Source organism: Mesorhizobium ventifaucium, assembly GCF_935822925.1.
Lineage (GTDB): Bacteria > Pseudomonadota > Alphaproteobacteria > Rhizobiales > Rhizobiaceae > Mesorhizobium > Mesorhizobium ventifaucium.
Genome location: NZ_CAKXZS010000023.1, coordinates 122,049 through 148,076 on the forward strand (window position 1 = coordinate 122,049; position 26,028 = coordinate 148,076).

The 26,028-nt window shown below is 62.6% G+C and carries 22 protein-coding genes; 12 read left to right on the plus strand and 10 right to left on the minus strand.

Going from position 1 to position 26,028, the window contains the following annotated elements:
* Window positions 1–53: 53 nt before the first annotated feature.
* The gene (locus NMG70_RS18565) at window positions 54–7,199 is read right to left on the minus strand and encodes a kinesin (RefSeq protein ID WP_254025895.1); all 7,146 of its coding nucleotides are present in this window, start codon (window positions 7,197–7,199) and stop codon (window positions 54–56) included.
* Window positions 7,200–7,489: 290 nt separating this feature from the next.
* Here NMG70_RS18565 and NMG70_RS18570 point away from each other — a divergent pair, with 290 nt between their 5' ends.
* The 3 genes from NMG70_RS18570 to NMG70_RS18580 all read left to right on the plus strand — a co-directional run bounded on the left by NMG70_RS18570 (window position 7,490) and on the right by NMG70_RS18580 (window position 9,631).
* On the plus strand, window positions 7,490–7,858 hold the full coding sequence (locus NMG70_RS18570) for an Hpt domain-containing protein (protein WP_254025896.1): 369 nt from the start codon (window positions 7,490–7,492) through the stop codon (window positions 7,856–7,858).
* 100 nt (window positions 7,859–7,958) lie between these two features.
* Entirely contained in the window at window positions 7,959–8,279 is a 321-nt protein-coding gene (locus NMG70_RS18575) for a 2Fe-2S iron-sulfur cluster-binding protein (protein ID WP_006334837.1), read from the plus strand.
* 323 nt (window positions 8,280–8,602) lie between these two features.
* Window positions 8,603–9,631: an NAD(P)/FAD-dependent oxidoreductase gene (locus NMG70_RS18580; protein WP_254025897.1), complete on the plus strand. Its 1,029-nt coding sequence runs from the start codon at window positions 8,603–8,605 to the stop codon at window positions 9,629–9,631.
* A gap of 41 nt (window positions 9,632–9,672) precedes the next feature.
* On the opposite strand, the gene NMG70_RS18585 is transcribed toward NMG70_RS18580, so the two are convergent.
* Window positions 9,673–10,290, minus strand: coding sequence for a DUF922 domain-containing Zn-dependent protease (locus tag NMG70_RS18585; protein ID WP_254026233.1), 618 nt, complete (start codon window positions 10,288–10,290; stop codon window positions 9,673–9,675).
* Between the two features lie 87 nt (window positions 10,291–10,377).
* Between NMG70_RS18585 and folP the strand changes: the two genes are divergently transcribed.
* The 3 genes from folP (at window position 10,378) to folK (ending at window position 12,170) form a co-directional block, all read left to right on the plus strand.
* On the plus strand, window positions 10,378–11,220 hold the full coding sequence (gene folP, locus NMG70_RS18590; protein WP_254025898.1) for a dihydropteroate synthase: 843 nt from the start codon (window positions 10,378–10,380) through the stop codon (window positions 11,218–11,220).
* A gap of 94 nt (window positions 11,221–11,314) precedes the next feature.
* Window positions 11,315–11,674 (plus strand): dihydroneopterin aldolase, encoded by a 360-nt coding sequence (folB, locus tag NMG70_RS18595; RefSeq protein WP_027151983.1) that lies wholly within the window; start codon window positions 11,315–11,317, stop codon window positions 11,672–11,674.
* Window positions 11,658–12,170, plus strand: coding sequence for a 2-amino-4-hydroxy-6-hydroxymethyldihydropteridine diphosphokinase (folK, locus tag NMG70_RS18600; RefSeq protein ID WP_254025899.1), 513 nt, complete (start codon window positions 11,658–11,660; stop codon window positions 12,168–12,170). Before folB ends, folK begins: the two co-directional genes overlap by 17 nt.
* 48 nt (window positions 12,171–12,218) lie before the next feature.
* Here folK and NMG70_RS18605 read toward each other — a convergent pair whose 3' ends face one another.
* Both NMG70_RS18605 and NMG70_RS18610 read right to left on the minus strand, forming a co-directional pair.
* Window positions 12,219–12,767: a DUF924 family protein gene (locus NMG70_RS18605; RefSeq protein WP_254025900.1), complete on the minus strand. Its 549-nt coding sequence runs from the start codon at window positions 12,765–12,767 to the stop codon at window positions 12,219–12,221.
* An 18-nt stretch (window positions 12,768–12,785) separates the two neighbouring features.
* Entirely contained in the window at window positions 12,786–14,621 is a 1,836-nt protein-coding gene (locus tag NMG70_RS18610; protein ID WP_254025901.1) for a monovalent cation:proton antiporter-2 (CPA2) family protein, read from the minus strand.
* Window positions 14,622–14,870: 249 nt separating this feature from the next.
* On the opposite strand from NMG70_RS18610, the gene NMG70_RS18615 reads away from it, so the two are divergent.
* Window positions 14,871–15,137: a hypothetical protein gene (locus NMG70_RS18615; protein WP_254025902.1), complete on the plus strand. Its 267-nt coding sequence runs from the start codon at window positions 14,871–14,873 to the stop codon at window positions 15,135–15,137.
* 93 nt (window positions 15,138–15,230) lie between these two features.
* On the opposite strand, the gene NMG70_RS18620 is transcribed toward NMG70_RS18615, so the two are convergent.
* From NMG70_RS18620 to NMG70_RS18635, 4 genes are all read right to left on the minus strand, one after another.
* The gene (locus tag NMG70_RS18620; protein WP_254025903.1) at window positions 15,231–15,785 is read right to left on the minus strand and encodes a hypothetical protein; all 555 of its coding nucleotides are present in this window, start codon (window positions 15,783–15,785) and stop codon (window positions 15,231–15,233) included.
* Window positions 15,786–15,975: 190 nt separating this feature from the next.
* Window positions 15,976–17,064 (minus strand): YcjF family protein, encoded by a 1,089-nt coding sequence (locus tag NMG70_RS18625; protein ID WP_254025904.1) that lies wholly within the window; start codon window positions 17,062–17,064, stop codon window positions 15,976–15,978.
* Window positions 17,061–18,575 carry a YcjX family GTP-binding protein gene (locus NMG70_RS18630; RefSeq protein WP_254025905.1) on the minus strand — a complete coding sequence of 505 codons (1,515 nt, stop codon included), beginning with the start codon at window positions 18,573–18,575 and terminating at the stop codon, window positions 17,061–17,063. The genes NMG70_RS18625 and NMG70_RS18630 overlap by 4 nt, the downstream gene beginning before the upstream one ends.
* Before the next feature lie 64 nt (window positions 18,576–18,639).
* Window positions 18,640–19,143, minus strand: coding sequence for a SixA phosphatase family protein (locus NMG70_RS18635; protein WP_254025906.1), 504 nt, complete (start codon window positions 19,141–19,143; stop codon window positions 18,640–18,642).
* Window positions 19,144–19,406: 263 nt separating this feature from the next.
* Here NMG70_RS18635 and dksA point away from each other — a divergent pair, with 263 nt between their 5' ends.
* Window positions 19,407–19,823, plus strand: a complete 417-nt coding sequence (gene dksA, locus NMG70_RS18640) for an RNA polymerase-binding protein DksA (RefSeq protein ID WP_006202025.1) — start codon at window positions 19,407–19,409, stop codon at window positions 19,821–19,823.
* Between the two features lie 97 nt (window positions 19,824–19,920).
* Here the strand turns inward: dksA and NMG70_RS18645 are convergent, their stop codons facing one another.
* On the minus strand, window positions 19,921–20,655 hold the full coding sequence (locus NMG70_RS18645) for a flagellar biosynthetic protein FliO (protein ID WP_254025907.1): 735 nt from the start codon (window positions 20,653–20,655) through the stop codon (window positions 19,921–19,923).
* A gap of 371 nt (window positions 20,656–21,026) precedes the next feature.
* On the opposite strand from NMG70_RS18645, the gene cckA reads away from it, so the two are divergent.
* Complete coding sequence (gene cckA / locus NMG70_RS18650) at window positions 21,027–23,597, plus strand: cell cycle histidine kinase CckA (RefSeq protein WP_254025908.1); 2,571 nt, start codon at window positions 21,027–21,029, stop codon at window positions 23,595–23,597.
* Between the two features lie 84 nt (window positions 23,598–23,681).
* Window positions 23,682–24,392: a purine-nucleoside phosphorylase gene (locus NMG70_RS18655; RefSeq protein WP_254025909.1), complete on the plus strand. Its 711-nt coding sequence runs from the start codon at window positions 23,682–23,684 to the stop codon at window positions 24,390–24,392.
* On the opposite strand, the gene NMG70_RS18660 is transcribed toward NMG70_RS18655, so the two are convergent.
* On the minus strand, window positions 24,389–24,694 hold the full coding sequence (locus tag NMG70_RS18660) for a ribbon-helix-helix domain-containing protein (RefSeq protein ID WP_254025910.1): 306 nt from the start codon (window positions 24,692–24,694) through the stop codon (window positions 24,389–24,391). The genes NMG70_RS18655 and NMG70_RS18660 overlap by 4 nt on opposite strands.
* Before the next feature lie 277 nt (window positions 24,695–24,971).
* Between NMG70_RS18660 and NMG70_RS18665 the strand changes: the two genes are divergently transcribed.
* A complete protein-coding gene (locus NMG70_RS18665; RefSeq protein ID WP_254025911.1) occupies window positions 24,972–25,367 on the plus strand; it encodes a VOC family protein in 396 nt (131 codons plus the stop codon).
* An 80-nt stretch (window positions 25,368–25,447) separates the two neighbouring features.
* Window positions 25,448–25,996, plus strand: a complete 549-nt coding sequence (locus tag NMG70_RS18670; protein WP_254025912.1) for a gluconate 2-dehydrogenase subunit 3 family protein — start codon at window positions 25,448–25,450, stop codon at window positions 25,994–25,996.
* Window positions 25,997–26,028 lie beyond the last annotated feature (32 nt).

Here is a 26,028-nt window from a genome sequence, read left to right on the forward strand (position 1 = left end):
CGTTTACGGGGAGAAGGTGCCGGCAGGCGGGTGAGGGGCAGCGCCAACGCTGATCAATGCAGGCGGCCACTGGCGTGGGCAAGCATCGTATAGACCTTGCCGGTGTCCGACGTCAGGTAGGTCTGCGCCATCATGTTGTCGCGGTCGTTGCGCGACACGTCCTTGAGCAGCTTTTCGAAGTCGTCGCAGTAACGGTCGACGGCGGCGCGGAATTCCGCCTCCATTTGATATTTGCGGCGGATCTCGTCGAACGTCTGCTGGCCCTTCAGCGTGTAGAGACGCCGGGTGAACACGTCACGCTCGCCGCTCCGGTAGCGGTTCCACAGCTCGATCGAGGCGTCGTGATCGATGGCGCGGGCGATGTCGACGGAAAGCGAGTTGAGCGACTCCACGACATGAAGCGGCGAGCGCTGGGCAGGGGCCGCCGAGCGTGGCGCTTCCGAAGGTGCCGCGGGCTTGGCGGCCTCCTCGCGCGACGCCCCGGTCAAGAGATCGCGCACCCAGCCGCCCTGCGGCGTGCGGCCGTTAGGGTCGCGCTGGCGCGGCGCCGTCTCCGACGGACGTTCCAGGTCGCCGCGCAGTGCGGTGTCACCCGACGGCGCCTGCGGGGCAAGGGGTTCCGGTGCCGGAGGACGGCGCAGCGGCTCAGTGGCGCGCGGGGCAGGCGTCTGCTGTGCCGGACGCAGGTTGCGCGGCTCGGAGGAGTCGGTGCTGCGGCCAGATTTCGCAACGATTTCCGAGAGTTCCTTCAGCGCGTTGATCTGCTCGGAAACGGCACGACGGATGGCCGTTGTCGATTCCTTTGCCTCTTCCGGCATCTCGATGACGCCCTTCTTGAGCTCAGCGCGGGTAAGGTCGAGCTCGCTCTTGATCGAGCTGGCGGTGCGTCGCATCTCCTCGGTCGCGTCGGCAAAGCGCTTGGTTGCCGAATCGACGACGTCGGCAATGGAGGTACGGATCTTGTCCGCCGACTCCAGCGTCTTGCCTTCGGCGTTCTGCAACGTCTGGCCGACCAGATCCTCGAACGAGCGCATGACTTTTTCGAGATCCTCCGACTTCTTGACCAGGCCGACGGCGAGGTCCTCCAGCGACGACTGCCTTTCCAGCGTGTGTTCGAGGTTGCTCTGGGCCGAGCTCAACAGGTCCGAAGCACTGGACAGCAACCGGCTGTGCTCATCGAACTTGGTGGCGATCGAGGCAACCTCGCGCAAGGTCGAGGATGACAGCTCGGTAAGCCGTGTCGTGTTCGAATCGACCAGACGCGCCGAACTGGCGAAGGTCTGCGCGGCTTTTTCCGTTGTCGCCGCAAAGCTTTGCGTGCTGCCGGTCAGGCGTTCGTCGACCTGGCCGAGATTGGCCGCCGCCTGTTCGATCAGCTGGCCGAGCTGTGCGCTCGAGGTGCTCATGCGGCCGATGAGGTCGGCGACGCTGTCGGCGAGCGTCGAGCGCGCCCCTTCGACAGCCGACAATGTTTCGGCCGTGCGGCTGGCGAGCGCGTCGACCAAGGCGGCGTTTTCGCTGCGCAGCTTCTCGGTGGCGCGTTCGGTCACCTCTTCCATGCTCTTTTGCAGTTGCGAGCCGCCCAGGGCGAAGCGCTCGACCAGAGGCCGTGCCGTTTCGTCGAGGATTTTCGAGATCTCGGCCGAACGTGCCGCAAGCATGGTGTTGAGCTCGCGGGTGTTGGTGCCGATGGTCTTCGCCGCGTCGTTGGTGCTCTGGCCGATATGCTGGCCGACCGCAGTGAAGGTTTCGGCGATCGAGTTGGCGCGCGAAATGAGTTGCGCCTCGGCAGTCGAAACCTGCTCGTTGAGCTTCTGGCCTATCGTTTCGGTGGTGTAGACCAGACGGTTTTCGACGCCGGCAACCTGTTCCTCGACGCGAGCCGCCGCAGCCGCCGCGCTGGAGGCCAGGCGCTCGTCGGCGCCGGCGAGCGCCTGCTCGATCTCACGGGCGTGGACGGCCAATTCCTGACCGGTCTGCCTTGCACGTTCGGCAACCCGCTGCTCGGTGCTGGCAAACGCCCCGACGATGTTGTCGGCATGTTCTCCGATCGTCGACGTGCTGTCGGCAATGCGGGACACCAGGCGGTGATCCGCCTCCTCGAAAATACGGCCGATCTCGGACGCGCGGGCCGAGAGCGCTTCCGAACCTTCGGCGATGCGCGAGATCAGCTGTTGGTCGGCGGCATCGAAAATGCGGCCAAGGTCCGATGCCCGCGCTGCGAGCGCTTCGGCCGATTCGCCGATGCGCACGCTGAGCCGTTCGTCGGCGCCTTCGAAATTGCGCAGGATGTCGCCGGCGCGTGCCGCCAGCGACTGCGCCGTTTCGACCGCGCGGGCAACCAGCTTCTGGTCCGCCGCATCGAATGTACCGGCGATCTCGCTGGCACGGGCAGCCAGTTGGTTGGCCGTTTCCTGGGCGCGCGCCAGCAACGAGTTCGAGGTGTCGTCGACGCGGGCCATGATTGCGCTCGATGTATCCTCGGCCCGGGCAACGAGCGCGCTCGACGTGTCTTCGGCACGTGCAGCGAGGCGGCGATCCGCTTCCTCGAAGGTGCGTGCGATATCCTCCGCCCTGGCGAGCAGGGCAGTAGAGGTCTGCTCGGCGCGTTCGGCGATCTGGCGATCGGCGTCGCTGAACACAGCACCCGCCTGCTCATGCAGCGCACTGGTGACTTCCATGACCTTTTCGCGCAACGCTCCGGCAACGAAGACTGCGCTCTTTTCGAGCACGTTGCGGACGTTGTCGACACCGGTCGACAGCGCGCGCTCCATGGTCCCGGCGCGCTCCTCGATGATACCGGTCTGGCGGCTGAACGCCTGCTCGATCTTTTCGACGTCGGCGGCAATGGCGTCCGAGATGTCGGTGCTTCTGGCGGCGATCTGGTCGATATGGCCGGACAGGGACCGGTCGACTTCCTTGCGCGTATCGGCGAGCCTGGAGAGATCGTCCTCCAGCGCACGGGTCAGCGCGTCGCGGCCTTCGGCCAGCTTGCCGACGTGCCCGGCGATGATGTCGTCTATGTCGCTGCGGCTCGCCGCAATTTTCTGCAGGTCTGCTTCCAGCGCACGTCTGAGGATGTCGCGGCCCTCGGCCAGCTTCTCGACCTGGCCGGCAACCAGCCCGTCGATGCTCGACCGGCTTTCCGCCAGCTTGGCGAGATCGTCTTCAAGCGCCTTGGACAGAATCGAGCGGTCTTGGATAAGCTTCTCGGCGTGGCTGTTTACAAGACCGTTGACGCTGCCGAGATCGGCCTCCAGCGCCCGCGCAAACTCTGCGCGATTGTCGGTCAGCTGCTGAGACTGGTCGGCGACGACACCCTTGATGGTATTGAGGTCTGCTTCCAGCGCGCGTCTGAGGATGTCGCGGCCTTCGGCCAGCTTCTCGACCTGGCCGGCAACCAGCCCGTCGATGCTCGACCGGCTTTCCGCCAGCTTGGCGAGATCGTCTTCAAGCGCCTTGGACAGGATCGAGCGGTCCTGGATGAGCTTCTCGGCGTGGCTGTTTACAAGACCATTGACGCTGCCGAGATCGGCCTCCAGCGCCCGCGCAAACTCTGCGCGATTGTCGGTCAGCTGCTGAGACTGGTCGGCGACCGCACCCTTGATGGTATTGAGGTCTGCTTCCAGCGCGCGTCTGAGCAGGTCGCGGCCTTCGGCCAGCTTCTCGACCTGGCCGGCAACCAGCCCGTCGATGCTCGACCGGCTTTCCGCCAATTTGGCGAGATCGTCTTCGAGCGCCTTCGACAGCGTCGAGCGGTCTGCGGCGAGCCTGTTCATGTGATCGGAGATCAGGCCGTTCACATTCTGCAGGTCGGTCTCCAACGCTTGCGACAGTTGACCACGATCTTCCGCCAGCTTTTCGGACTGGCCTGATATGACGTCCTTGATCGTGTTGAGATCGGATTCGAGCGCACGCTTGAGAATGTCGCGGCCCTCGGCCAGCTTCTCGACCTGGCCGGCAACCAGCCCGTCGATGCTCGACCGGCTTTCCGCCAGCTTGGCGAGATCGTCGTCGAGCGCCTTCGACAGGATTGAGCGGTCTTCCACAAGCTTTTCCGACTGGTCTGATATAACGCTTCTGATCGTGTTGAGATCGGATTCGAGCGCGCGCTTGAGAATGTCGCGACCCTCGGCCAGTTTCTCGACCTGCCCGGTAACCAGCCCATCGATGCTCGACCGGCTTTCGGCCAGCTTGGCGAGATCGTCTTCGAGCGCCTTCGACAGGATTGAGCGGTCCTCGGCCAGTCTGTTCATGTGATCGGAGATAAGGCCGTTCACATTCTGCAGGTCGGTCTCCAACGCTTGCGACAGTTGACCACGGTCTTCCGCCAGCTTTTCCGACTGGCCTGATATGACCTCCTTGATCGTGTTGAGATCGGATTCGAGCGCGCGCTTGAGGATGTCGCGGCCCTCGGCCAGCTTCTCGACCTGGCCGGCAACCAGCCCGTCGATGCTCGACCGGCTTTCCGCCAGCTTGGCGAGATCGTCTTCGAGCGCCTTCGACAGGATTGAGCGGTCCTCGGCGAGCCTGTTCATGTGATCGGAGATAAGGCCATTCACGCTCTGCAGGTCGGCCTCCAACGCCTTCGAGAGCTGACCACGGTCTTCCGCCAGCTTTTCCGCCTGCCCTGAAATGACCTCCTTGATCGTGTTGAGATCGGATTCCAGCGCGCGCTTGAGGATGTTGCGGCCTTCGGCCAGCTTCTCGACCTGACCGGCGACCAGCCCGTCGATGCTCGACCGGCTTTCCGCCAATTTGGCAAGGTCTGCCTCAAGCGTTTGCGAAAGCAGGCTGCGATCGTCGGCGAGCCTGCCCGAATGGTCCTCGATCAGGCCTCGGATGCCCGACAGGTCGTCTTCGAGCGAACGCGAAAGCTCGCTGCGGTCTTCCGCCAGTTTGGCGGAATGGGTCTCGATCAGACCCTTGATGCCGACAATGTCGGTTTCCAACGCCTTGGCGAGTAAGGCGCGACCTTCGGCGATCTTCTCGACCTGGCCAGCGACCAGGCCATCGATGCTGGCGCGACTGTCGGCCAGCTTGCCGAGATCGGCATCGAGAGCGCGTGAAAGAATGCTGCGGCCTTCGGCGAGCTTGCCAACATGGCCGGCAACCATTTCGTCAATGATCGTGCGGGCTTGCACAAGTTTTCCGGAGTCTTCGTTCAAGGCCTGCGAAAGCCTGTTGCGGCCCTCTTCGAGCCGTTCGAGATGGCTGCCGAGCGACGCATCGATGGCGGCGCGCGACTCGTTGACCTTGCGCAGATCCTCCTCGAGGGCCCGCGAGATCAGGTTGCGGCCTTCGGCAAGCCTTTGCACCTGGTCGGTGACAGCCGCGTCGATGCCGGCGCGGCTTTCGGCGAATTTCTCCAGATCGGCCTGCATGGCCGCCGTCATGTGTTCGCGGCTTTCGGAAAGCTTGCGGCTGTGGTTCTCGACAGCCTCCTCGATGCCGACGCGGGCATCGGCAAGCCGCTGGATGTCGGCGTCGAAGGCGCGCGACACCACATGACGGGCCGCTTCCATGCGGCCGGCGAAATCACCGGCGCGTGCCTCGAGCATGGACGAGGTCGACGAAACGATGTCGGCCATGTCGGCGCCGATCTGGGTCTTGCCCTGATCGATCATCGCCGAAAGCGTCTCTTTGCTCTCCTGGAAGGTATGGGCGATTTCGCGCGCGCGCTCGACCAGGGTCTCGTTGATCTGGCGTGCGCGGGCCTCGAGCGCGGCGTTGAGCTTTTGGGTGCCGGTGTCCAGCGCTTCGGCGCGGGTCTGGAACTCACTGATCAGCACCTGGCCGCGTTCGGCCAGCGTCCGCTCGATGCCGTCAAGGCTGGCTTCAAATTCGGAGTTGAGCGTGCGTGCGGCGCCGCCGAGCAGCGACACCATGCCGGAGGTCCGATCGTCGAGCAGATCGGTCAGCGACCGGGTGAGGCCGTCGGTCGTCTCCGTCAGCTTGGCAATGCGTGTGTCGAGAAGGCTGGCGAAGGCTTCGCCGGAGGTTGATAGCCGGTCAGTGATGGATTCGAGCCGGCCTTCCACCGAATCGAAGATCGACAGCGAGCTTTGGTTGATCCTGTCGATCAGCGTGTCGCCGGAATTGGTGATGGTCATCGACAGGTTGGTCGAGGCGTTGAGGATGCTGTCGCGAATGATGTCGCTGGCAGCCCCGATTTCGTCCTTAAGCGTCTCATGCGCGCCGGTGATCGAGGCGCGCACGCGTTCGGCGTGGCTGACCACCGCTTCGCGCTCGCTGCCCAGCCCGTCGACAAGCGAGCGGATGCGGGATTCATTCTCCGAATAGGAGCGCTCGATCTGGTTGACCTCGCTGTGGACCAGGGTTTCGAGCTCGACGGCACGTGCAAGCGTGCGCTCGATGCCTTCACCCATGGCCGCAACCTCGCGGCGGACGGCTTGCCCGATCATCATGACGCGATCCTGGGCGATTTGTTCCGGCTCGGTCAGGCGGAAAGCCACTTCCGTCATCGACTGAGCGGCGATGCGCATCTCCTGCGCGCGGCGAATCATGGCTGCAAACGCCCAGAACAGGAGGACGGGCAGGATCGCAGCGATCGCCAGGCCAATCAGTTCGGGACGGGCGAAAAACTGGTCGGGGGTGCGGATTTGCCAAATGCCTGGGCCAAACAGCAGATTGGCCAATGCACCGGCGCCCGCGATCCAGGCGAGCGAAACGAGCGCCACGACCCAGTAGATCGTGTTCGAGGCACGCCGATTGAGGGTGTGCAGCAGCGTCTTGTAATCTTTTTGACGAGGATCGTTGGCCGGCGTGAAGCCGGCCGGCTGCGTGCCATTGCGGGTTTCCACAGGGCGCATTTCAACAGCGCGCGTTTCAACAGGGCGCAGTTCAGCAGGGCCCGGTTCAGCCGGCTTGGCGTTTGCCGCTTCTCTCTGGTCCTGGGCTTTCTGGTCCTGATTGGCGGCAGGCTCGGCATTCTGGCTCTGGTTGACGACAGGCTCGGCATTCTGGTTCTGGTTGGCGACAGGCTCGGCATCCTGGTCACGGCCCTCGCGTGCCAACTCGTCGGCGGCCTGCGATATCTGCGCTTCCAGATCCTCCATCGATGCTGCGATGTCGAGGTCGCCGCCGGCATCGCCGCTCAGATCGATTTCAAGTGCTTTTTCGAGTTCCCTGGCTACGTCGTTGTCGAGCGTTCGTGTCGTCGTTGTTTTCTTCGCCATGCCTTCGCTACCCTGTACAAGCTGCCGCGGGACTTGTTGATGTTGCTTTTCGTGTCCCACGCAAGAGGCTGAAAATGGACCTTTCGTATCGTAATGACACACCGGGGTAAAGAAAACCTGCATTCGGTGCGATACGTAAAACTTTAAATATAAGGTTAACAGAACTGTGATTCCGGCGCCGCTATCGCAACATTTTTCCGGGCCAATCATTAACCCGTCGTCCACAGGATGGGCCTATTTTTTGGCGGCTGCCTGTTTTTTGGCGGCTGGAAGATCGGAGTTGCAGAGTCATGCGTGGCGAAAACGGCATTGCCTTCTCGATGCCCGGCGGCGATGTGTCGGGAACGGCCGGGTCGCGGCCCGTGGACCTGGCGCATCTGGCGCGCCAGACGATGGGCGACCGCAGCCTCGAACAGGAGGTGCTGGCGCTGTTCGTGCAGCAGGCATTGTCGGTTCGCGACAGGATCGTCGACGCCGATGTGAAGCAAAGACTGCTCCTGGCGCACGGGCTGAAAGGCTCGGCGCGCGGCGTCGGCGCCTTCGGTATTGCCGATTGCGCCGGCGCGATCGAACTTCAACCTGAAGATACCAATACCCTCAAGCGGCTTGGCTCCCTGATCGAAGAAGTCCGCGATTTCGTCGCCGCCATCAGCCGTTAAAGCCATTTCCGAAAAAAACGGCATAGAGCGCCGCTTTCGCGCCGCAGTTGACTTGTCAGCGGGAGTGATTATCTCGGCTGGGACTCCCTTCAGGTGACAAATGACCAAGCTGACCTTCATCGCCCATGACGGCACACATTTTGACGTGGATGCCGAAAACGGCTCTACCGTCATGGAGAACGCGATCCGCAACGCCGTGCCGGGGATCGAGGCCGAATGCGGCGGCGCTTGCGCCTGCGCGACCTGTCATGTCTATGTCGATGAGGCGTGGACGGCGGAGGTCGGCGAGCCGGAAGCGATGGAAGAGGACATGCTGGACTTCGCCTACGACGTCCAGCCGAACTCACGGCTCTCCTGTCAGATCAAGGTGCGCGACGCTCTCGACGGCCTGGTTGTGCGCGTGCCTGCCCGCCAAGGCTGAAGCGTGAAGGCTGAAGCGTGGAGGCTTAAGCGCTGGATATAGCCGATTTTTCCGGGCCCGGCTTGGCAGCGGGCCAATGGTCATGCAGTGTCGCGCCGTTCTCTACAGCGCCGCACGTTCCCTAAAGCGCGTCGCGTTTGACCGGCCTCATGCGACGCGCTTTAGGTTGTTGTTTATGCATGTCGTTATCGCAAAACCGCTGCACACTTTTTCGCGACATGCACTAGAACACGCAAAGCACGCTGTAGCACCGTGATTTGGCGCATGATCCCCGGCGAGAATCGATTCCGATTTTCGGGGTCATGCGCATCGAAGGCGCATTCATGACCGATATCATCAGGACGGACGTATTGATTGTCGGGGCAGGGCCTGTCGGCCTGTTCGCCGTGTTCGAGCTCGGCCTCTTCGACATGAAATGCCATCTGATCGACATACTTGATCGGCCCGGCGGGCAATGCGCCGAACTCTATCCGGAAAAGCCGATCTACGACATTCCCGGCTGGCCATCGATCTCGGCCCAGGGCCTAGTCGACAGACTGCTTGAACAGATCGCGCCGTTCAAGCCCGACTTCACCTTCAACCGCATGGTCTCGAGCCTCGAAAAGCTCGAGGACGGCAGCTTTCGCGTCATCACCGACGAGAACGAGGTGTTTGAAGCCAAGGTTGTGGTTATCGCCGCCGGCGGCGGCTCTTTCCAGCCGAAGCGGCCGCCAATTCCGGGCATCGAGCTTTATGAGGGCAAGAGCGTCTTCTACTCGGTTCGCCGGATGGAGGAATTCCGCGGCCACGACCTGGTTATCGTGGGCGGCGGCGATTCGGCGCTCGACTGGACGCTGAACCTGCAGCCGGTGGCCAAGAGCGTGACACTGGTCCACCGGCGGCCGGAGTTCCGCGCGGCGCCCGACAGTGTCAACAAGATGTACGCCATGCAGGAGATGAAGGAACTGGATTTCCAGGTCGGGCAGGTGACCGGGCTGACCGGCACGGACGGCCATCTCTCGGCGGCGACCATCAAGGGGCCTGACGGTGACACCGAGGTGCCGTGCACTCGGTTGCTGCCGTTCTTCGGCCTGACCATGAAGCTCGGACCGATCGCCGAGTGGGGGCTCAATCTTCATGAGAACCTGATCCCGGTCGACACCGAGAAATTCCAGACGTCGGTACCGGGCATCTTCGCCGTCGGCGACATCAACTGGTATCCAGGCAAGCTGAAACTGATCCTGTCGGGCTTCCATGAGGTCGCGCTGATGGCGCAGGCGGCCAAGCGCATCGTCAGCCCCGGCGAGCGCATCGTGTTCCAGTATACGACGTCGTCGACCAGCCTGCAGAAGAAGCTCGGCGTCGCCGGCTGAGCTCTTACTTCACGAGAATCGACCTTAATATCTGGCTTGAGCTAACCCGGCAGCCGGCCGTTCTCGATCCGCTGCATGCGATAGCGCAGCAGCCGCAGGATGCGGCTTTCGAAATTGATGGTTTCGACCCGATCGAATTGCATCTGGGCGCGGTCGTGCTTGGCAAGAATAGCGGCGGAGATCTCCGCTGCCTTGGCCTTGGCCTCCTGGCAAGTCTTGCGCGGGTGGGTCGCCTTCAGCGCAGCCTCGAGTGCGCTGGCATGGTTCTTGGCGATCTCGACATGGCGGTCCTCATGGCGCTTGATGTCGGCCGACAATGTGTCCCAAAACAGCCTTACGCCGGCATCAGCCTTGCGCGGGCGGCGCCACTCGGGAAGGATCACCTTGACCTTGAGAGTGACGTCGGCGTCAGCAATCGCGCAGGAATTCGATTTTTGCGCATAGCTGACGCGGGTAGTGAACGCCATCTGCGTGGCGCCTGGATGCCGCATCCCGGTGCTTTTCACCCGAGGTCCAAGTTTCGTAAGCTGGGATCCGATATCATCGAGCGTTCCGCCGCCGATGCTGAAGTAGCTATATGTCTTTACCAAACTCGCCGTGCCCGCCGGCAAGGCAGAACAAGCAAGCATCAGGGCGCAAAGCAGTGATCGTTTCATCATCATGTTGCCTCTTCGCCTACCATGCGCTACGGCCGCTGCCGGCGCAACGGAATTGATCTTTGGCGGATCACACATGGTTGATGGACAATGACAACAGGCCGATGGCAGTTGGCGCATGGGCGCCATCTCGACCTTGCCGGCAAGGCGGTGATCGTCGGGATCCTCAATGTCACGCCAGACAGTTTCTCCGACGGCGGGCTGTTCGTCGCGCCCGAACAGGCGATCGCCCAGACGCGCCGGATGGTGGAAGAGGGGGCCTCCGTCATTGACGTCGGCGGGGAATCGACGCGCCCCGGCGCATCTCCGGTAGCCATCGAGGAAGAGCAGGCCCGCGTGCTGCCTGTCATCGAGGCGCTCGCCGGGCTCGGCGAGGCGCTGATTTCGGTCGACACCTATCGCGAGGACACCGCCCGGCTTGCCGTCGCCGCCGGCGCGCATATCCTCAACGACGTCTGGGGCCTGCAACGCGAACCGGGCATCGCGCGGGTCGCGGCCGAGACCGGCGCCGGACTTGTCATCATGCACACCGGACGTGACAGGCAAAAACTGCCCGACGTGATCGAGGATCAGTTTTTCTTCCTCGGCAAGTCCCTGGAAATCGCCCGGCGAAGCGGCGTAGCCGACGACCAGATCGTGCTCGATCCGGGCTTTGGCTTCGCCAAGGAAACCGCGGAGGAAAATCTCGACCTGATGGCACGGTTTTCCGAACTCGATGCCTTGGGCTTTCCGCTGATGGCCGGTACATCGCGAAAGCGCTTCATCGGCGCCGTCACCGGCCGCGACGCTTCGGCCAGGGGAACCGGAACAGCGGCGACGAGCGTCATACTGAGGCTCAAGGGCGCGCAGCTTTTTCGCGTCCACGATGTCGCAATCAATGTGGATGCGCTGGCGGTTGCGGATGCTATGCTGGCGCGTGAAACCGCCGCATAGCCCGCAAATCGAAATGCGTAGATTAAAAGCCTTAGAGCGTAGTCTGTGCGCCCAGCCGGACGCGCGTCGCTCCAATCGAGCAGGACGCTGAGCGATGTATATCATCCGCATGAAAAATTGCGCCTTCTTCGCTCGGCACGGCGTGCTGGATGAGGAGGAGACGCTCGGCCAGCGTTTCTATGTCGACGCTGCGCTCACCGTCGAACCCGGCCGCGCGCTGGTCGATGATTCCATCGAGGATACCGTCCACTATGGTGTTGCTTTCGGGGTGATCGAAAAGATCATCACCGGGGAGAGGCGTTTTCTGATTGAAGCGCTGGCGCTGGAGGTGGCCCGGGCGCTGACTGCCCGCTTTCCCCAGATAAAAAAGGCCGAGATCACTGTGCGCAAGCCGAACGCGCCGGTGCCCGGCGTGCTCGATCATGTCGAGGTGACCGTTGCCTGGCCGCAATAACACGGTCTACCTCAGCCTTGGCGGCAATCTCGGCGACCCGGCAAGGTCGATGGGGGCGGCGCTGCGCATGCTGGACGCCGACGGGAACGCGCGCGTCGTTGTCGTCTCCTCGCTTTACCGCACGCCGCCCTGGGGCAAGCTCGACCAACCGGATTTTCTCAATGCGGCCGCCGAAATTTCGACCGTGCTCGCACCACATGCATTGCTCGATCTCTGTCTCGACGTCGAGCGCAGGCTGAAGCGGGTGCGCGAGGAGCGCTGGGGTCCACGGCTGATCGACATCGACATACTGGTGTTCGGCGATCGGATCATCCACGAAACCGGGCTGGAAGTGCCGCATCCGCGCATGCTGGAGCGCGCTTTTGTTCTGGCGCCGCTGGCCGAGATCGCGCCTGCCCTCACCGTCGACGGCAGGAGCGTGGCGGAGCGGCTTGCCGCTCTCGACAGCGCCGGCATCGAGCAATTGCCGTCCGGCCGGGATTGGTGGCTGACCTAAAGCATCGACCCCAAACCACTCACCACTTTTGGCTCCGATGCACTGATCTCAGCCGGAAAACCCGCCGCCGTCGAGGAACACCTGTTCCTCCGGCGTCGTCTCGCGGCCAAGCATCCTGTTTCGATGCGGAAAGCGGCCGAAGCGCTGAATGATCTCCAGGTGCTCGACCGCGTACTTCAGATAGGATTGGGCTTTGGCGGTGGTAAGGTCCACCGATTTGAGCTGGTCGGCGAGATGCTCCGAATGCTCATAAGGCAAATAGAGGAAGACGCGAAGGTCTTCGTCGAGCGCCAGATCCTGGCCGGCGGCGATCGCCTTTTCGGCAAAATGCCTTGCCAGCGGGTCGGTGGCATACATATGGCCGGTGCCGCGAAAGCAATTTCGTGGGAACTGGTCGAGCAGGATCATCAGCGCCAGTGAGCCTTCGGCACGCTCCGACCAGTCGTCGCATTCACGCCGCGCGGCAGCGTAATGCAGGTCGAGAAACCGGTTGCGGAACTCTGCGTCGAAGGCGTCATTCTTCTCGAACCATGCTTCTTCCCCGGCGTCACGCCAGAATTTGGTGACGGAGAGCGCGCGCTCGTCCAGTTCGGTCATCTGTTTGCCTCCACGTGTTTAGTCCGCAGGCTCGGATTTATGCAGAACGCCGGCGGTTTCTTCATTGAGTGCCTGACCGGTGCGGCGCGGCTGGCTGAGCGGTGTCGGAATGGGCGTGCCGATATTGCCCTTGAGGAAGCGCGCTCCGGCGCGAACGCCTTCGGCGAGCTGCAACTCGAAACGGGCGGCATCGCGGTGGCGGACATCTTCGATCACCTCGGCGACTTCCTCCGGGTCGGCGCCCAGCGCTTCCAGCGTGGAGCCGCCAAAGACAAGCGCTGATTCGAAGGTTTCGCGAATCTGGAAATCGACGTCGGCACGTATCAACTGCAGTGCGGTTCCGCGGTCGAAAGCGCGTGCCAGCACGGTGAGCAGGGGAAACTCCGCCTTGATGAGCTTTGCAATCCGGACGGCGACGTCGGGCTTGTCAACGCAGATCAACACGGCGCGCGCGCGGCCGGCGCCTGCGGCACGCAGAATGTCCAGCCGCGTGCCGTCGCCATAATAGACCTTGAAACCGAAATCGGCCGCCGCCTGGATCATCTCGACCTCATTGTCGATGATCGAGACGTCGATCCCGCGCAACAGCAGCGGCTGGCTGGCGATCTGGCCGAAGCGGCCGAAGCCGATGATCAGCACGCTGCCGGTTAGGCCATCGGCGATGTCGACGCCTTCGAGCGACTGCTCGTCGCGCGGCGTCAGATACCGCAATGCCAGAATGGCCAGCGGAGTCAGCACCATGGAGATGATGACGATCGCGGTCAGCGTCGCGTTAGCCTGGCTGTCGATGATGCCGACCGCCGCGGCAGCGGAATAGAGAACGAAGGCGAATTCGCCGCCTTGCGCCATGAAGACGGCGCGCTCGAGCGCCTCCCGGTGGCCGGTCTTGAGGATGCGGGCGACGAGGTAGATGCCGATCGCCTTTATCACCATGTAGGCGACGACGTAGATGGCGACAAGCCGCCAGTTCTGGGCAACCACGTGCAGGTCGAGCGACATGCCGACAGCGAGGAAGAACAGCCCGAGCAGCACACCGCGGAATGGTTCGACGTCGGCCTCGAGCTGATGGCGGAAGGTGGATTCCGACAACAGCACGCCGGCGAGGAAAGCGCCCATCGCCATCGACAGGCCGCTGAGCTGCATGGCAAGCGCCGATCCTAGAACGACCAGAAGGGCGGCGGCGGTCATCACTTCGCGGGCGCGGGCATCCGCCAGGATGCGGAAGAACGGATTGAGCAGATAACGCCCGGCCAGCACCAGCCCGACGATGGCGGCAAGACCGATGCCCACCTCCGTCAGCCGCTGCGTCACGCTCATATCGGCGCCGCCCGGCGCCAGGAAAGCGATTAGGGCCAGCAGCGGGACGATCGCCAGGTCTTCGAGCAGCAGGATGGAGACGATGCGCTGGCCTTTGGGCGCGGCGATCTCACCGCGTTCCTCCAAAAGCTGCATGACGATCGCCGTCGAGGTCAGCACGAAACCGGCGCCGGCGACGAAGGACTGCGAGACCGGAAAACCTCCCGCCAGTCCTACTCCGGTCAGCAACAGCGCGCACACGCCGACCTGCAATGCCCCAAGGCCAAAGATCTCTCGCCTGAGGCCCCACAGCCGCGACGGCTGCATCTCCAGCCCGATGATGAACAGGAACATGACGACGCCGAGCTCGGCGACGTGAAGAATGGCTTCCGATTCGGTAAAGATGCCGATGCCGAACGGGCCGATGACCACGCCGGCCGCCAGATAGCCGAGGATGGAGCCAAGCCCGATGCGCTTGAAGATCGGCACGGCGATAACACCTGCGGCGAGCAGCGCCACGACGTGGATCAGATCGCTGCCCGCTGCTTCTGCCGCCATGCCTGCCGTTCCGTTCTCTCTAAGGACCGCTGCACGTGCTGCGGCATCGAGCAGCCAAGATAGGGGCTTCGGCTGAGATCGAACAGTCCGAATCCAGAAACTGGTGCGGCAGTGTGGCAGGCGGGCTCCCCAACTTTACGCATCCGCTGTGTTGCGTGTTGCAGCAATCGGGCGCTAAGGACGCGCGGCTTTGGCGGTGAAGGGCGGATGACGATCAAGTCAGCCGCCTTTTTGAGGGAGACGACTGACATGAAGATTTTTTTGCTTGTTGCCGTTGGCATCGCGGCGCTTGCCGGTTCGGCCTGCTCGAAGGCGCCGGACTGCACCACCGAAATGCTGACCAAGAAGGCCCAGGACATGACTGCAGCCCTTCAGGAGGCGATCACCAAGGATCCGGCCAAAGCAGCCGATCTCACGGCCAAGGTTCAGGCGGTCACAACCAAGTATCAGGGCGCGACGACGGCGGACGAGGCCTGCAAGGCCTATGACGAGCTGACTGCCGCCATCAAGGCCTGAGAATCGATTTGAGTTTCGCAGAAGAAGCGGTGGCCGTGGCTGCCGCTTTTTTATAGCGCCGCGCCGCACGTCCACTGGATGCGCAAATGGCGGTCAGTTCGGCGCGATGGAGCCGACTTCGAGCGTATCGACCCGCTTTAGCTTCATGCCGATGACCGGCACCAATTGCTGGTCGACGCGCACCGCAACCGTCACTGTCATCGAATTGTCGTTGGGGACTAGAGCCTGCATGACGCCGCGCAACTGGTTACGGTTGATGGTGAAGACGACCTTATTGGCGCTGACCACGTTGCCGCCGATGATGTCGAGACCGGAACCGGCGGCACCGCCCATGAAGCTGCCCTTGTAGCCCTCGCGGCCCTTGTGCTGGATCGTTGCCGACATCTGCTGGGTGAACATGCCGACCCGGCAACCGCCGTCGAGCGACATGCCGATCTTGCCGACCGGCGTCGAACCGGTGAAATTGCAGGTGAATTTCGTGCCCTTGTATTTGCCGGCGACGATTTCCCCTGGGCCGACCCATTCGCCTTCCACCGATTGAAAGAACTTCTTGTCCCGTTCTGCTGCAAAGGTCTTTTCGGCCATGCCAGCAGTTGTTGAAACCACGACTGCCATGGGCAGGACGCTAGACAAGATCACGCTTTTCATCGACGACACCCGGCAACAAAGAGACTGGTTTGGAACCCGTCCGACCATGAACAAGATTGGTTAATGCTTCGTCACCGCTTGAGCGTGACCCCGAAAGTCGGAAGCGATTTGCGCTGCGATCATGGCAAAACCAAAGTGCTGCAGCGTCCCCTTGCCCGCCTAGCAGGACGCGCGACGTCGGAGACGGTTGTCACGTGTCGGAAGCGGATGTTTCCTTCTGCTTTTTGGTTGCAAATGATGTCAGGGCGGACAGGAAATCGCCCATGCCGGGCCGCCTCGCGGCGCTGAAGGGCAGGGGCCTTGCGGTCTCCATCGCAGCAATGCCGATGCGCGCCGTCATCATGCCGTTGACGACGCCTTCGCCAAGTTTTGCCGAGAGCCGGGCGGCGAGGCCATGGCCGACGATCTGCTGCACGAAACTGTCGCCGACGGCAATCGAGCCGGTCACCGCCAGATGGGCGAGAACGCTGCGTGCCAGCCGGAAGAATCCCAGCGTGCCCGGCCGGCCGCCATAAAGCTCCGAGAGGCGGCGAATCAGCCGGCCGGCTTCGAACACGACGTAGGCGACGTCGACCAGAGCGCGAGGGCTGACCGCCGTCACCAGCGACACACGCTTTGCCGCTTCGAGGATCATCACCTTGGCGCGCGCATCGAGGGGGCCGAGGATTTCGGTCTCGGCCAGGCGCACCAGATTGCCACCGTCGATGATCTCGTCGCGCAAGTCTGCCAGGGTGCGCCTGCCGGCCGCGGTTTCGGGCTTGGCCGCGACAAAGGCCGAGAGTTCGTCGACCACGGCGCGAGCGGCCTTCGGATCGTCGCGGGCGATGGCGTCGAGCGCCCGCTTCTGCAGCTTTTCGACCTCGGCGAGGCGGGCGATCGCCAGGAACTCGCGGGCAAGGATGACCAGAAGCGCGAGCAGTGCGATCACGGCCATGCCGGCGGCCAGCCAGCCCAGCCATTCGGCACGCGCGAACAGATCGCGAATCAACTGGTCGGTCCATAGGCCGAGGGCCAGCGAAACCAGAACGCCCAATGCGCCGAAGAACAGGCTGCCTGATATCGAACGCTTCCGCGGCGCGGTCGCCGGCGGCGGTTCGGCGGCGATGATGTCCGGCTCGTCGAAAACGTCGATTTCCGCCGGAGTGACGACGGCAAGATCAGCGTTCACGGTGCGTGGTTTTCTGGCCGCAGCGGCGTCGGGCTGGCGCAAGGCTGCCTGTTGCTTTGGCTGGGGTTCCGGTTCGATGCGAAATGCCGCCGGCTTGCGGGGCGCGGTCATGCCAGATGATCTCCGATCAGGAACTGCAGGGCGCGGTCGAGCCTGATATGCGGCAGCGACAGCGTGACGCCTTCGGCAGTGCGTTCGAGCTTTGGCGGGCGAAAGCGCACGAAGCGGATCGCCGGGTCCTCATTGCCCTGCCGATGGCCTGGGCTTTGCCGATGGCCTGGGTTCTGCCGACGGTCTGGTCCAGAGACATCGAACACTGCATCAATTTTCTCCGGTAAGTCACCGGGAAATATGGCTGTTTCTGTTCTACCATCAAATGTTTCGCCGTTGATCTTCTCACCTTTCAACGGTGTGCCGATGATGACTGGCAGCGTCTCACGGCCTTGCTTGACCGTGCCTTCCCGGGTCGCTCGCACCGCCGCCAGGGCGACCACGTCGACATCGGCGCCGGTGAAATTCGCCCGCGCCACAGCACGGTCGGCAAGCCGCCGCACGATCGACTGCAGCCGGTCATGGCTTTCGTGGTGCAGATGGTCCGCCTTTGTCGCCGCTACCAATATGCGGTCGATGCGCCTTAAAAAAAAGTCCGTCAGGAAATTGCCGCGACCGGGGCGGAAACAGGCGAGGATTTCGGTCACCGCACGTTCGAGATCGGCCATCGCGCCTGGCCCCGCATTCAAGGCCTGCAAGGCGTCTATCACAACTATCTGACGGTCGAGGCGCGTAATGTGCTCCCGGAAGAACGGCTTTACGACATGCGTCTTGTAGGCCTCGTAGCGCCGCTCCATCATCGCCTGAAGCGACCCGGACCGCGCCCGCCGCTCGCTCAGGCCCGGCAGCGGCGCGAAGGTCAGCGCCGGTGAGCCCTCAAGATCGCCGGGCATCAGGAAACGGCCGGGTGGCAGGGTCGAAAGCGCCCGCTCGTCGAGCTTGCATGCCTTGAGATATGCGGCGAAGCTCTCGGCGAGGCGTCGCGCCGTCATCTCGTCGGCGTCGGCATTCGGGTCGACTGCGGCGGAGAGCGCGCGCCATTCCTGCGAAAGGTCGGCGCGCACCCGCAGCACGGCCATGTCAAAGGCTTCGTGTGAGAAATCAGCATAGGATTTGCCGAGCAGCGGCAGGTCAAGCAGCCATTCACCGGGATAGTCGACGATATCGACCGACAATCTGCCTGATGAGAACATGCGGCTCCAGCCAGAGGCCGATTCATATTCGATGGTAAGCCTCAGCTCGGAAATGGCGCGTGTCGAATCCGGCCACAGGCGGTCGTTGACCAAGGCCGCGATGTGGTCCTCGTACTGGAATCGCGGCACGGCGTCATCGGGTTGCTCTTCGAGGAAGGCACGGGCGATACGTCCCGATTTCTGCGCCTCGAACAGCGGCAATCGCCCGCCATGGATCAGATTGTGGACAAAGGCCGAGATGAACACCGTCTTGCCGGCGCGGGAGAGGCCGGTAACACCCAGCCGCAGCGATGGCGAAAAAAGCCCGGTAGCGCGCCCCGACAGCGTATCCAGGGCAATCTTCGCCTCGTCGGTGAAAGTGGTCAGCGATGATGCCAAAATGCGGTCTCTCGGGCTTCGGTCCGCCCCGATATAGACGCTGCCGCCTACGTTTGAAATGGCGTCAGATATCGGCCGGCGTCAGGAAGGCTTCGAGATAGCCGGTGCCTTGCGCGGCGCTGGCAAGACCGCCTGGAAAACGGACGACCGCGAGGCCGGAGGTCGGGAAGCCGTAGTTCAGCATTCCCCTGGCAGCCTCGTCGCCGTCGCCCGAAAGCGCGATGGCGAGATCTTCCGTCATCGGATTGTGGCCGACGACGAGCAGCGAGCCTGGCCCGCCATTGCCGCGAATGACGTTGAGATAACCGGCGGCATCCTCGCTGTAGAGCGTCTCCAAGAACACAACCCGGCCCGTATCGGTGTGACCGGCCAGGCCTTCAAGCGTTTGGCGCGCTCGCTTTGCATTCGAGCAAAGGGTTAGGTCCGGAATGTAGTTGCAGGCTCGCATGACCGCACCCATCGTTTCGGCGTCGGCGAGGCCGGAAGCGTCGAGTGGACGGTCGAAATCGCGCATGCCCGGCAGGGCCCATCCGGCCTTCGCATGCCTGAGCAGATAAAGCTTGCTCACCGGTCCCTCGCTTGTGCCAAACACCGAAACTCGTCAAAAGGCGCTGCGGGATTAGTCATGAGAAACGCCTTGCGCACAATGGCCGGCACCCTTCAAACCCAACGAATCATACGCGAATTCGGTGGCGCCCTTCATGCGAATGATGCGGCCCGTAGCATTTTGGCCGAGATTAACAATTGCGTGAAACTGTCGTCGATTGCGCTTGTGCAGCATTCGGTCCGCGAATATATAGGCGCCAAAATTGGGGCTGTTGGGTGAGTCGAATGAACGACATCGTTACCGCCGATTACGTACCCTCCGAAGACGAGCCGTTCATGAACGAGCGGCAGAAATCCTACTTTCGCCTGAAGCTCGTCACCTGGAAGAACGACATACTGCGCGAAGCGCGCGAAACTCTCGAAATCCTGCAGCAGGAAAACGCCAACCACCCCGATCTCGCCGATCGCGCCTCTTCGGAAACCGACCGCGCCATCGAACTTCGCGCCCGCGATCGCCAACGAAAACTCATTTCAAAGATTGATTCTGCGCTTCAGCGCATCGATGAAGGCACTTACGGCTATTGTGAGGAAACCGGCGAGCCCATCGCGCTGAAGCGGCTCGATGCGCGTCCGATCGCGACCCTGTCGATCGAGGCGCAGGAGCGCCACGAACGCCGCGAAAAAGTGTACCGTGACGACTGAAGCACCGGCGAAGCATCTAAGAAGCAGCCAATAGCGAATTTGTCATGGCCGGTCTCCGGCCATTTTTGTTAGCCGGTTGCTGGCCCGGTTGGGCCGGTCATCTTTTCTGGCTGGACAACTCGCCGAGAAGCTTCGTCATCTCGTCATCGAGAGACGACGGCGCTTTCGCCGCCGGCTTGTTCTCCGGCTTGGCGGGGTGCGGCTCATCCAACGAGACCTCGAGTTCCCTCATCAGTGTATCGTCAATGGAATCCTCTTTTGCCGGGGAATCCTGTCTTGCCGGCGATGGCGCGTACCGAACGGCATTGGCGTAGTCGGGCAGCGGCGTAACGGTCGCCGATTGAGGGCTTTGCGCTGCTGGCCTCGGCGCCGGCGCCGGTGCGGGCTGATGCGGCCGGACAGGCGTTGGGGCCGTGCTTGGCGGCTGCGGAGACGGTGCTTGCCTCACTGGCGCAGGAGCCGGTTGAGGCGCGCGCGGCGGCGGTGCCGGCTGATGGCCGCCGCCATCTCCGGTCAGTGCAGGACGGCGCAGCGCCGACAGCCTGATGTCGCGTTCGACGACGACGTCGGTCGGGCCGCCGATCAGCAGCAGGTGCTCGATATCGTCGCGGCGCACCAGCACCAACCGGCGGTGACTGTCGACTGCGGTGGCGTCCATCACGGCCAGCCGCGTCTTGCGGTTCCTGCCGCCGGCAACGAACGTTCCAAAGGTCAGATTGCGGACCAGCTTGATGATGAGGAGAACGATGACCACAAGGACAAGCGCGACAAAGGTCCACAGGATTGCTGCGGCATAACCAGGACCCGCCACGCTATCAAGCCACTGCAGCATTGGTGCCCCCAAAATCAGCTTTCGAAGAAGACGCGACACTAGACTGTTGCGGCACGCGACTGCAAGTTACGTTTCGCGCTTCGTGAACAGCTTGAAACTCCGATGTGTGGATTTGAAGCTCCTGCGAATTGAGGGCGTCAGCGTTCCGGAACTTCAATCCACGACACTGGATTTTTCAGCAAGTTGCTGCTGTGATAAATCCGAAATTCGCTCCGCGTCGGACCAGGATGATGCGAATTTCGGATTCACCGCACCAAGCGCCGAACGGGTGTCATTTTTAGCGCACATTTGCCGCCAAGGCCTTTTCCGGACCCTGAGAATGTGATTCAACCGGGCAGGGGCAAGTACCGGAATTCACGAGCAGGGGGCACATGGCCAAGGAAGCGCGCGGCGATTTCTATCCGGTACCGATCGTCGACCAGAACACGCGACCGGGCGCGGTCACCCGGCTCATCGTCTTCATCGTTGTCCTGACAGGAGCCGCGATCGTTTTCGGCCTTTTCCGAGAGCGTCTTGGCGATCCATTCCTGCTTGGAATGCTTGGCGTGCTGGCGATGATCGGTGTCGGCTTCCTGTTCGCCACCGCCATCGGCTTCGTGCAGATCACACCGCGCTCGACGAGTGACGAACTGTCGAAAGCCTTCGTCGATTCAATGTCGCAAGGCCTTCTGGTCACCGACACCAAGGGTCGCGTCGTCTACGCCAATCGGGCCTATGCCGACATGACGGGCGCGACTTCTGCGGCGGATCTAAAGACTGTCGAAGGGTTGCTGTCCGATGTTCCCGAGGCCTCGGTGACCATATACCGGCTCGCCTCCGGCCTGCGCGACGGCCAGCCCGGCGACGGTGAGTTTCGGCTTGCCCAATCCATTCGACCCGGCGCTGAGCCGGGCGCGCGCTGGTACCGTGTCCGCGCCCGCGCCTTCAGCGTCCCCGGCCAGCGGCTGCCCTTGCTCGCCTGGCAACTCGCCGACATCTCGAAAGAACGGGCCGAGCAGGAGCGGTTCTTCCTTGATCTTCAGGAGGCCATCGACCATCTCGACCATGCGCCTGCCGGCTTCTTTTCGGCCGACCAGGAAGGCCGCGTCACCTACATCAACGCCACCCTTGCGGAGTGGCTGGGCATCGACCTGACGAGCTTCACGCCTGGTGCCGTCACGCTTCCGGAGATCGTCGCCGGCGACGGCATGGCGCTGGTCCGCTCGGTCAAGGCCGATCCCGGCACCACCCGCAATGCGGTCATCGATCTCGATCTGACGACAGTGAAGGGCGAGGCGCTGCCCGTGCGTTTCATGCATCGGGTTTCGGCCAGCCGCGAGGGCGCCAACGGTCCGACGCGCACCATCGTGCTCAACCGGACGCAAGGCGAGGACGCTTCCGCCGATCTGCGCGCCTCGGAGATCCGCTTCACCCGCTTCTTCAATTCGACACCGATGGCGATAGCGGCTGTCGACAACCGCGGGCGCATCTTGCGCACCAACGCGCCTTTCCTGTCGCTGTTTTCTTCCGTCGTCGACGGGGACGCGGTCGATCGGCGCGTGCGGCTGGACACAGTGATCCATGAGCGCGACCGCCCCGCCTTTGCGGCGGCGTTCGAGAAAGCGCGACAACGGCAGGCCGATATCGAACCGATCGATACGCTGCTGCCCGGCAATGAAGAACGGCACATGCGCTTCTACGTCAACGCGGTTGCCGACGGCACCGGCGAGGGCGCCGAAGAATCGGCTATCGTCTACGCCGTCGAGACCACCGAGCAGAAGGCGCTCGAGGGCCAGATGGCGCAAAGCCAGAAGATGCAGGCGGTCGGCCAGCTTGCCGGCGGCATCGCACACGACTTCAACAATGTGCTGACCGCCATCATCATGGCCTCGGACCTCTTGTTGACCAACCACCGCCCGTCGGACCCGTCCTTCCCGGACATCATGAACATCAAGCAGAACGCCAACCGGGCGGCCTCGCTGGTGCGGCAGCTTCTGGCCTTCTCGCGCAAGCAGACGCTGCGGCCGGAGGTGCTCAACCTGACCGACGTGCTTGCCGATCTGCGGATGCTGCTGGCCCGTCTGGTCGGCAACGACATCAAGCTGAAGGTCGATCATGGCCGCGATCTGTGGCCGGTGAAGGTCGATATCGGGCAGTTCGAGCAGGTGGTGGTCAATCTGGCGGTCAATGCGCGCGATGCGATGCCGAACGGCGGCGAACTCACCGTGCGCACCCGCAACGTGACCACAGAGGAGAGCAAGAGCCTTCCCTACCGCGAACTTGCGCCGGCCGATTACGTGGTGGTCGAAGTTGAAGACACCGGCAGCGGCATCGCCCCCGAAGTGCTCAAGAAGATTTTCGAACCCTTCTTCACCACCAAGGAGGTCGGCAAGGGCACCGGCCTCGGCCTGTCGATGGTCTATGGCATCATCAAGCAGACAGGCGGCTTCATCTTCTGCGATTCCGAGGTCGGCAAAGGATCGGTGTTCCGTATCTTCCTGCCGCGCTACATTGCTGAGGCGAGAACGGCAGGCGAGCCCGGCGAGGCGCCGGCTGCACCGACAAAGATCGCCGACGCAGCCAAGGACCTGTCAGGTTCGGCCACGGTGCTGCTCGTCGAGGACGAGGATGCCGTGCGCATGGGCGGCATGCGGGCGCTGACGTCGCGCGGTTACACCGTCCACGAAGCGTCCTCGGGCGTTGAGGCGCTGGAAATCTTCGAGGCGCTCGGCGGCAAGGTCGACATTGTCGTTTCCGATGTGGTGATGCCGGAAATGGATGGGCCGACGCTGCTTGGCGAATTGCGCAAGCGGCAGCCGGACATCAAATTCGTCTTCGTTTCCGGCTACGCGGAGGACGCGTTTGCCAAGAACCTGCCGGCAGACGCGCATTTCGGTTTCCTGCCGAAGCCGTTTTCGCTCAAGCAACTGGCCACAATCGTCAAGGATGTGCTGGAATCTTAGGGCTCACTAATTCGCACTTGCGAAATGGCGTGAGACTGCCATGATATTGGGGGAAACAGGCGGCGGGTTTTGGGGGAGCATGCCGTGACGCCGCACAACGAGGCAGGCAAGGGCGATTATGCCGCAACAGTGCTGTTGCCGGGCGATCCGCAGCGGGCCGAATGGATGGCGGAAACCTTTCTCGAGGCGCGGCGCTGCGTCAACCGTCGAAGGGAGGCCCTCGGTTTTACCGGCCTGTTTCGCGGCAAGCCCGTCAGCATCCAGTCCACCGGCATCGGCGTCTCGTCATTCCTGATCTACGCGCATGAATTGCTCGACTTCCATGGCGTGAGGACCCTGATCCGCACCGGTACCTGTGGTGCCCTGACTGCCGCGGTTAAACTGCGCAGTTTAGTGATCTCGCAATCGGTGCGGGGTGAAAGTGCCGAGAGCGGCCAGGTCTTTGGGCTCTATGATGCTGATGCCGGACCCGATCCGGAGCTGTTTTCCCAAGCCTTGGCCCGGGCTGCCGAAATCGGCATCGAACATCGGGCGGGGCTGACCATCTGCAGCGACATATTCTATCATCCCCGGGGGTGCGACCGCTTCGCCGAAGCGCAGGCACAGGGCGCGCTGGCCGTAGATATGGAGACCAGCGCGCTCTATCGCATCGCCGCGCATTTCGGCGCTAGGGCCCTGTCGGTCCTGACTGTCGTCGACAATGTGGTGACCGGCGAGCAGACCGACTATTCCGAACGCCAGGCGCTCTTCACCGATATGACCCGGCTGGCGCTCGATGTCGCGATCGAAAGCTAAGCTGCTTGGCGCTTCGGCGCCGCGTGTTCTTCGATGCCGGGCCGATGGCCGCGCAGATAGAGAGCACAGGTCGTGCGCAGCATAGAGGCGAAGTTCGGAATCTGGCCATTGATCTCGATGGCCTCGTCATAGAGCTTCGAAATGAATTTCGGCGTTGTCAGGCCCTGGCTGTCGGCGATCTCGTCGAGCAATGCCCAGAACGTCGCCTCGAGCTGAATGCTGGTCGAATGCCCGTCGATGCGGATCGACCCGTTGATCTGCCGGTAACCCTCCGGATCCTGCCCGGCAAAAACCCTGCACATCGTTACCTCCCGTTCTTATTGGTTTGGCCGTTCTTGCTGGTTCTGGCCATCCTTGTTGATTTTGGGCGCAATCAGCAGCGATTCGCGCCTTTGAACAGTGCCTATCGTGGCCAATTATCTTCAGCTGGAAAGCGGAAAACAGCAATCGGACTTTCGTCCTTAGCGGTTTCCCACCCCGTCTTTAGATTAGCGCGTGGTAATCGGCTGCCACCACGTTTGCCGCAACCCGCGCATAATACGCCGACGCGCGCATCGCGCTTACCGCACGGAGTGTCATTTGGCGAAGGCGATCCACACCATGATCCGGGTTTTGGACGAGGCCCGGTCCGTCGATTTCTACCGGAAAGCGTTTGGACTGGAGGTCGCCGAACGGCTCGATTTCGAAACCTTTACGCTCGTCTATCTGAGCAATGCCGAGGCGGAGCTCGAAGTCGAGCTCACCGTCAACAAGGGCCGCCAGGAGCCTTATGCGCTCGGTGACGGCTACGGCCACCTCGCGGTTTCGGTCGCCGATCTGGACAGCGAACATGACCGGCTCGGCGCGCTTGGCCTCGGCCCGAAAAAGATCGTCGAGTTCAACCGCGACGGAGCGCTGCTCGCGCGCTTCTTCTTCATCGAGGATCCCGACGGCTACAAGATCGAGGTCCTGCAGCGTCAGGGCCGGTTCAGATAGGAGGTACTACAGCCGCGCCGGCCAGCGCGGCGCCAGCCAGGGCACCTTCGGGTGCAAATAGCAAGCAAGGGAGGAACAAAATGGTCACGATTTATGAGAGCAAGCCGGTCCATGAAACGACGCCAGGGCTATCGCGCCGCGAGCTTCTGAAGCGCGGCGGGGTCGGCGCGTTGCTGGTCATTTCAGGCAGTGCCGTCATCAGCCCGGAACATGCCTGGGGTCTTGAAACATCCGCGCTCAAGCCCGAAACCATGGCGACCCTGATCCAGATGGCGCGCGACATCTACCCGCACGACCAAGTGCCCGACAAATATTACGCAATCGCCGTCAAGGCTCATGATGAGCAGGCCGGCAAGGACCCTGCCCACAAGGACCTTATCGAAAGGGGTGTCGCAGATCTCGATTTGAAATCGGGCAAGGACGGCTACACCGGTCTCGGCTGGGAGGAGCAGCGCGTTGCGGTGCTCAGAGGTATCCAGGACACGCCGTTCTTCCAGGCCGTCCGCGGCGGGCTTGTCGTCGGCCTCTACAACCAGAAGCAGGTCTGGCCGATCTTCGGCTACGAGGGCGAATCCTACTCCAAGGGCGGCTACATGGCGCGCGGGTTCGACGACATCGAGTGGCTCTGAGCCCCGTCGCAACCGCACACAACAGACATCAT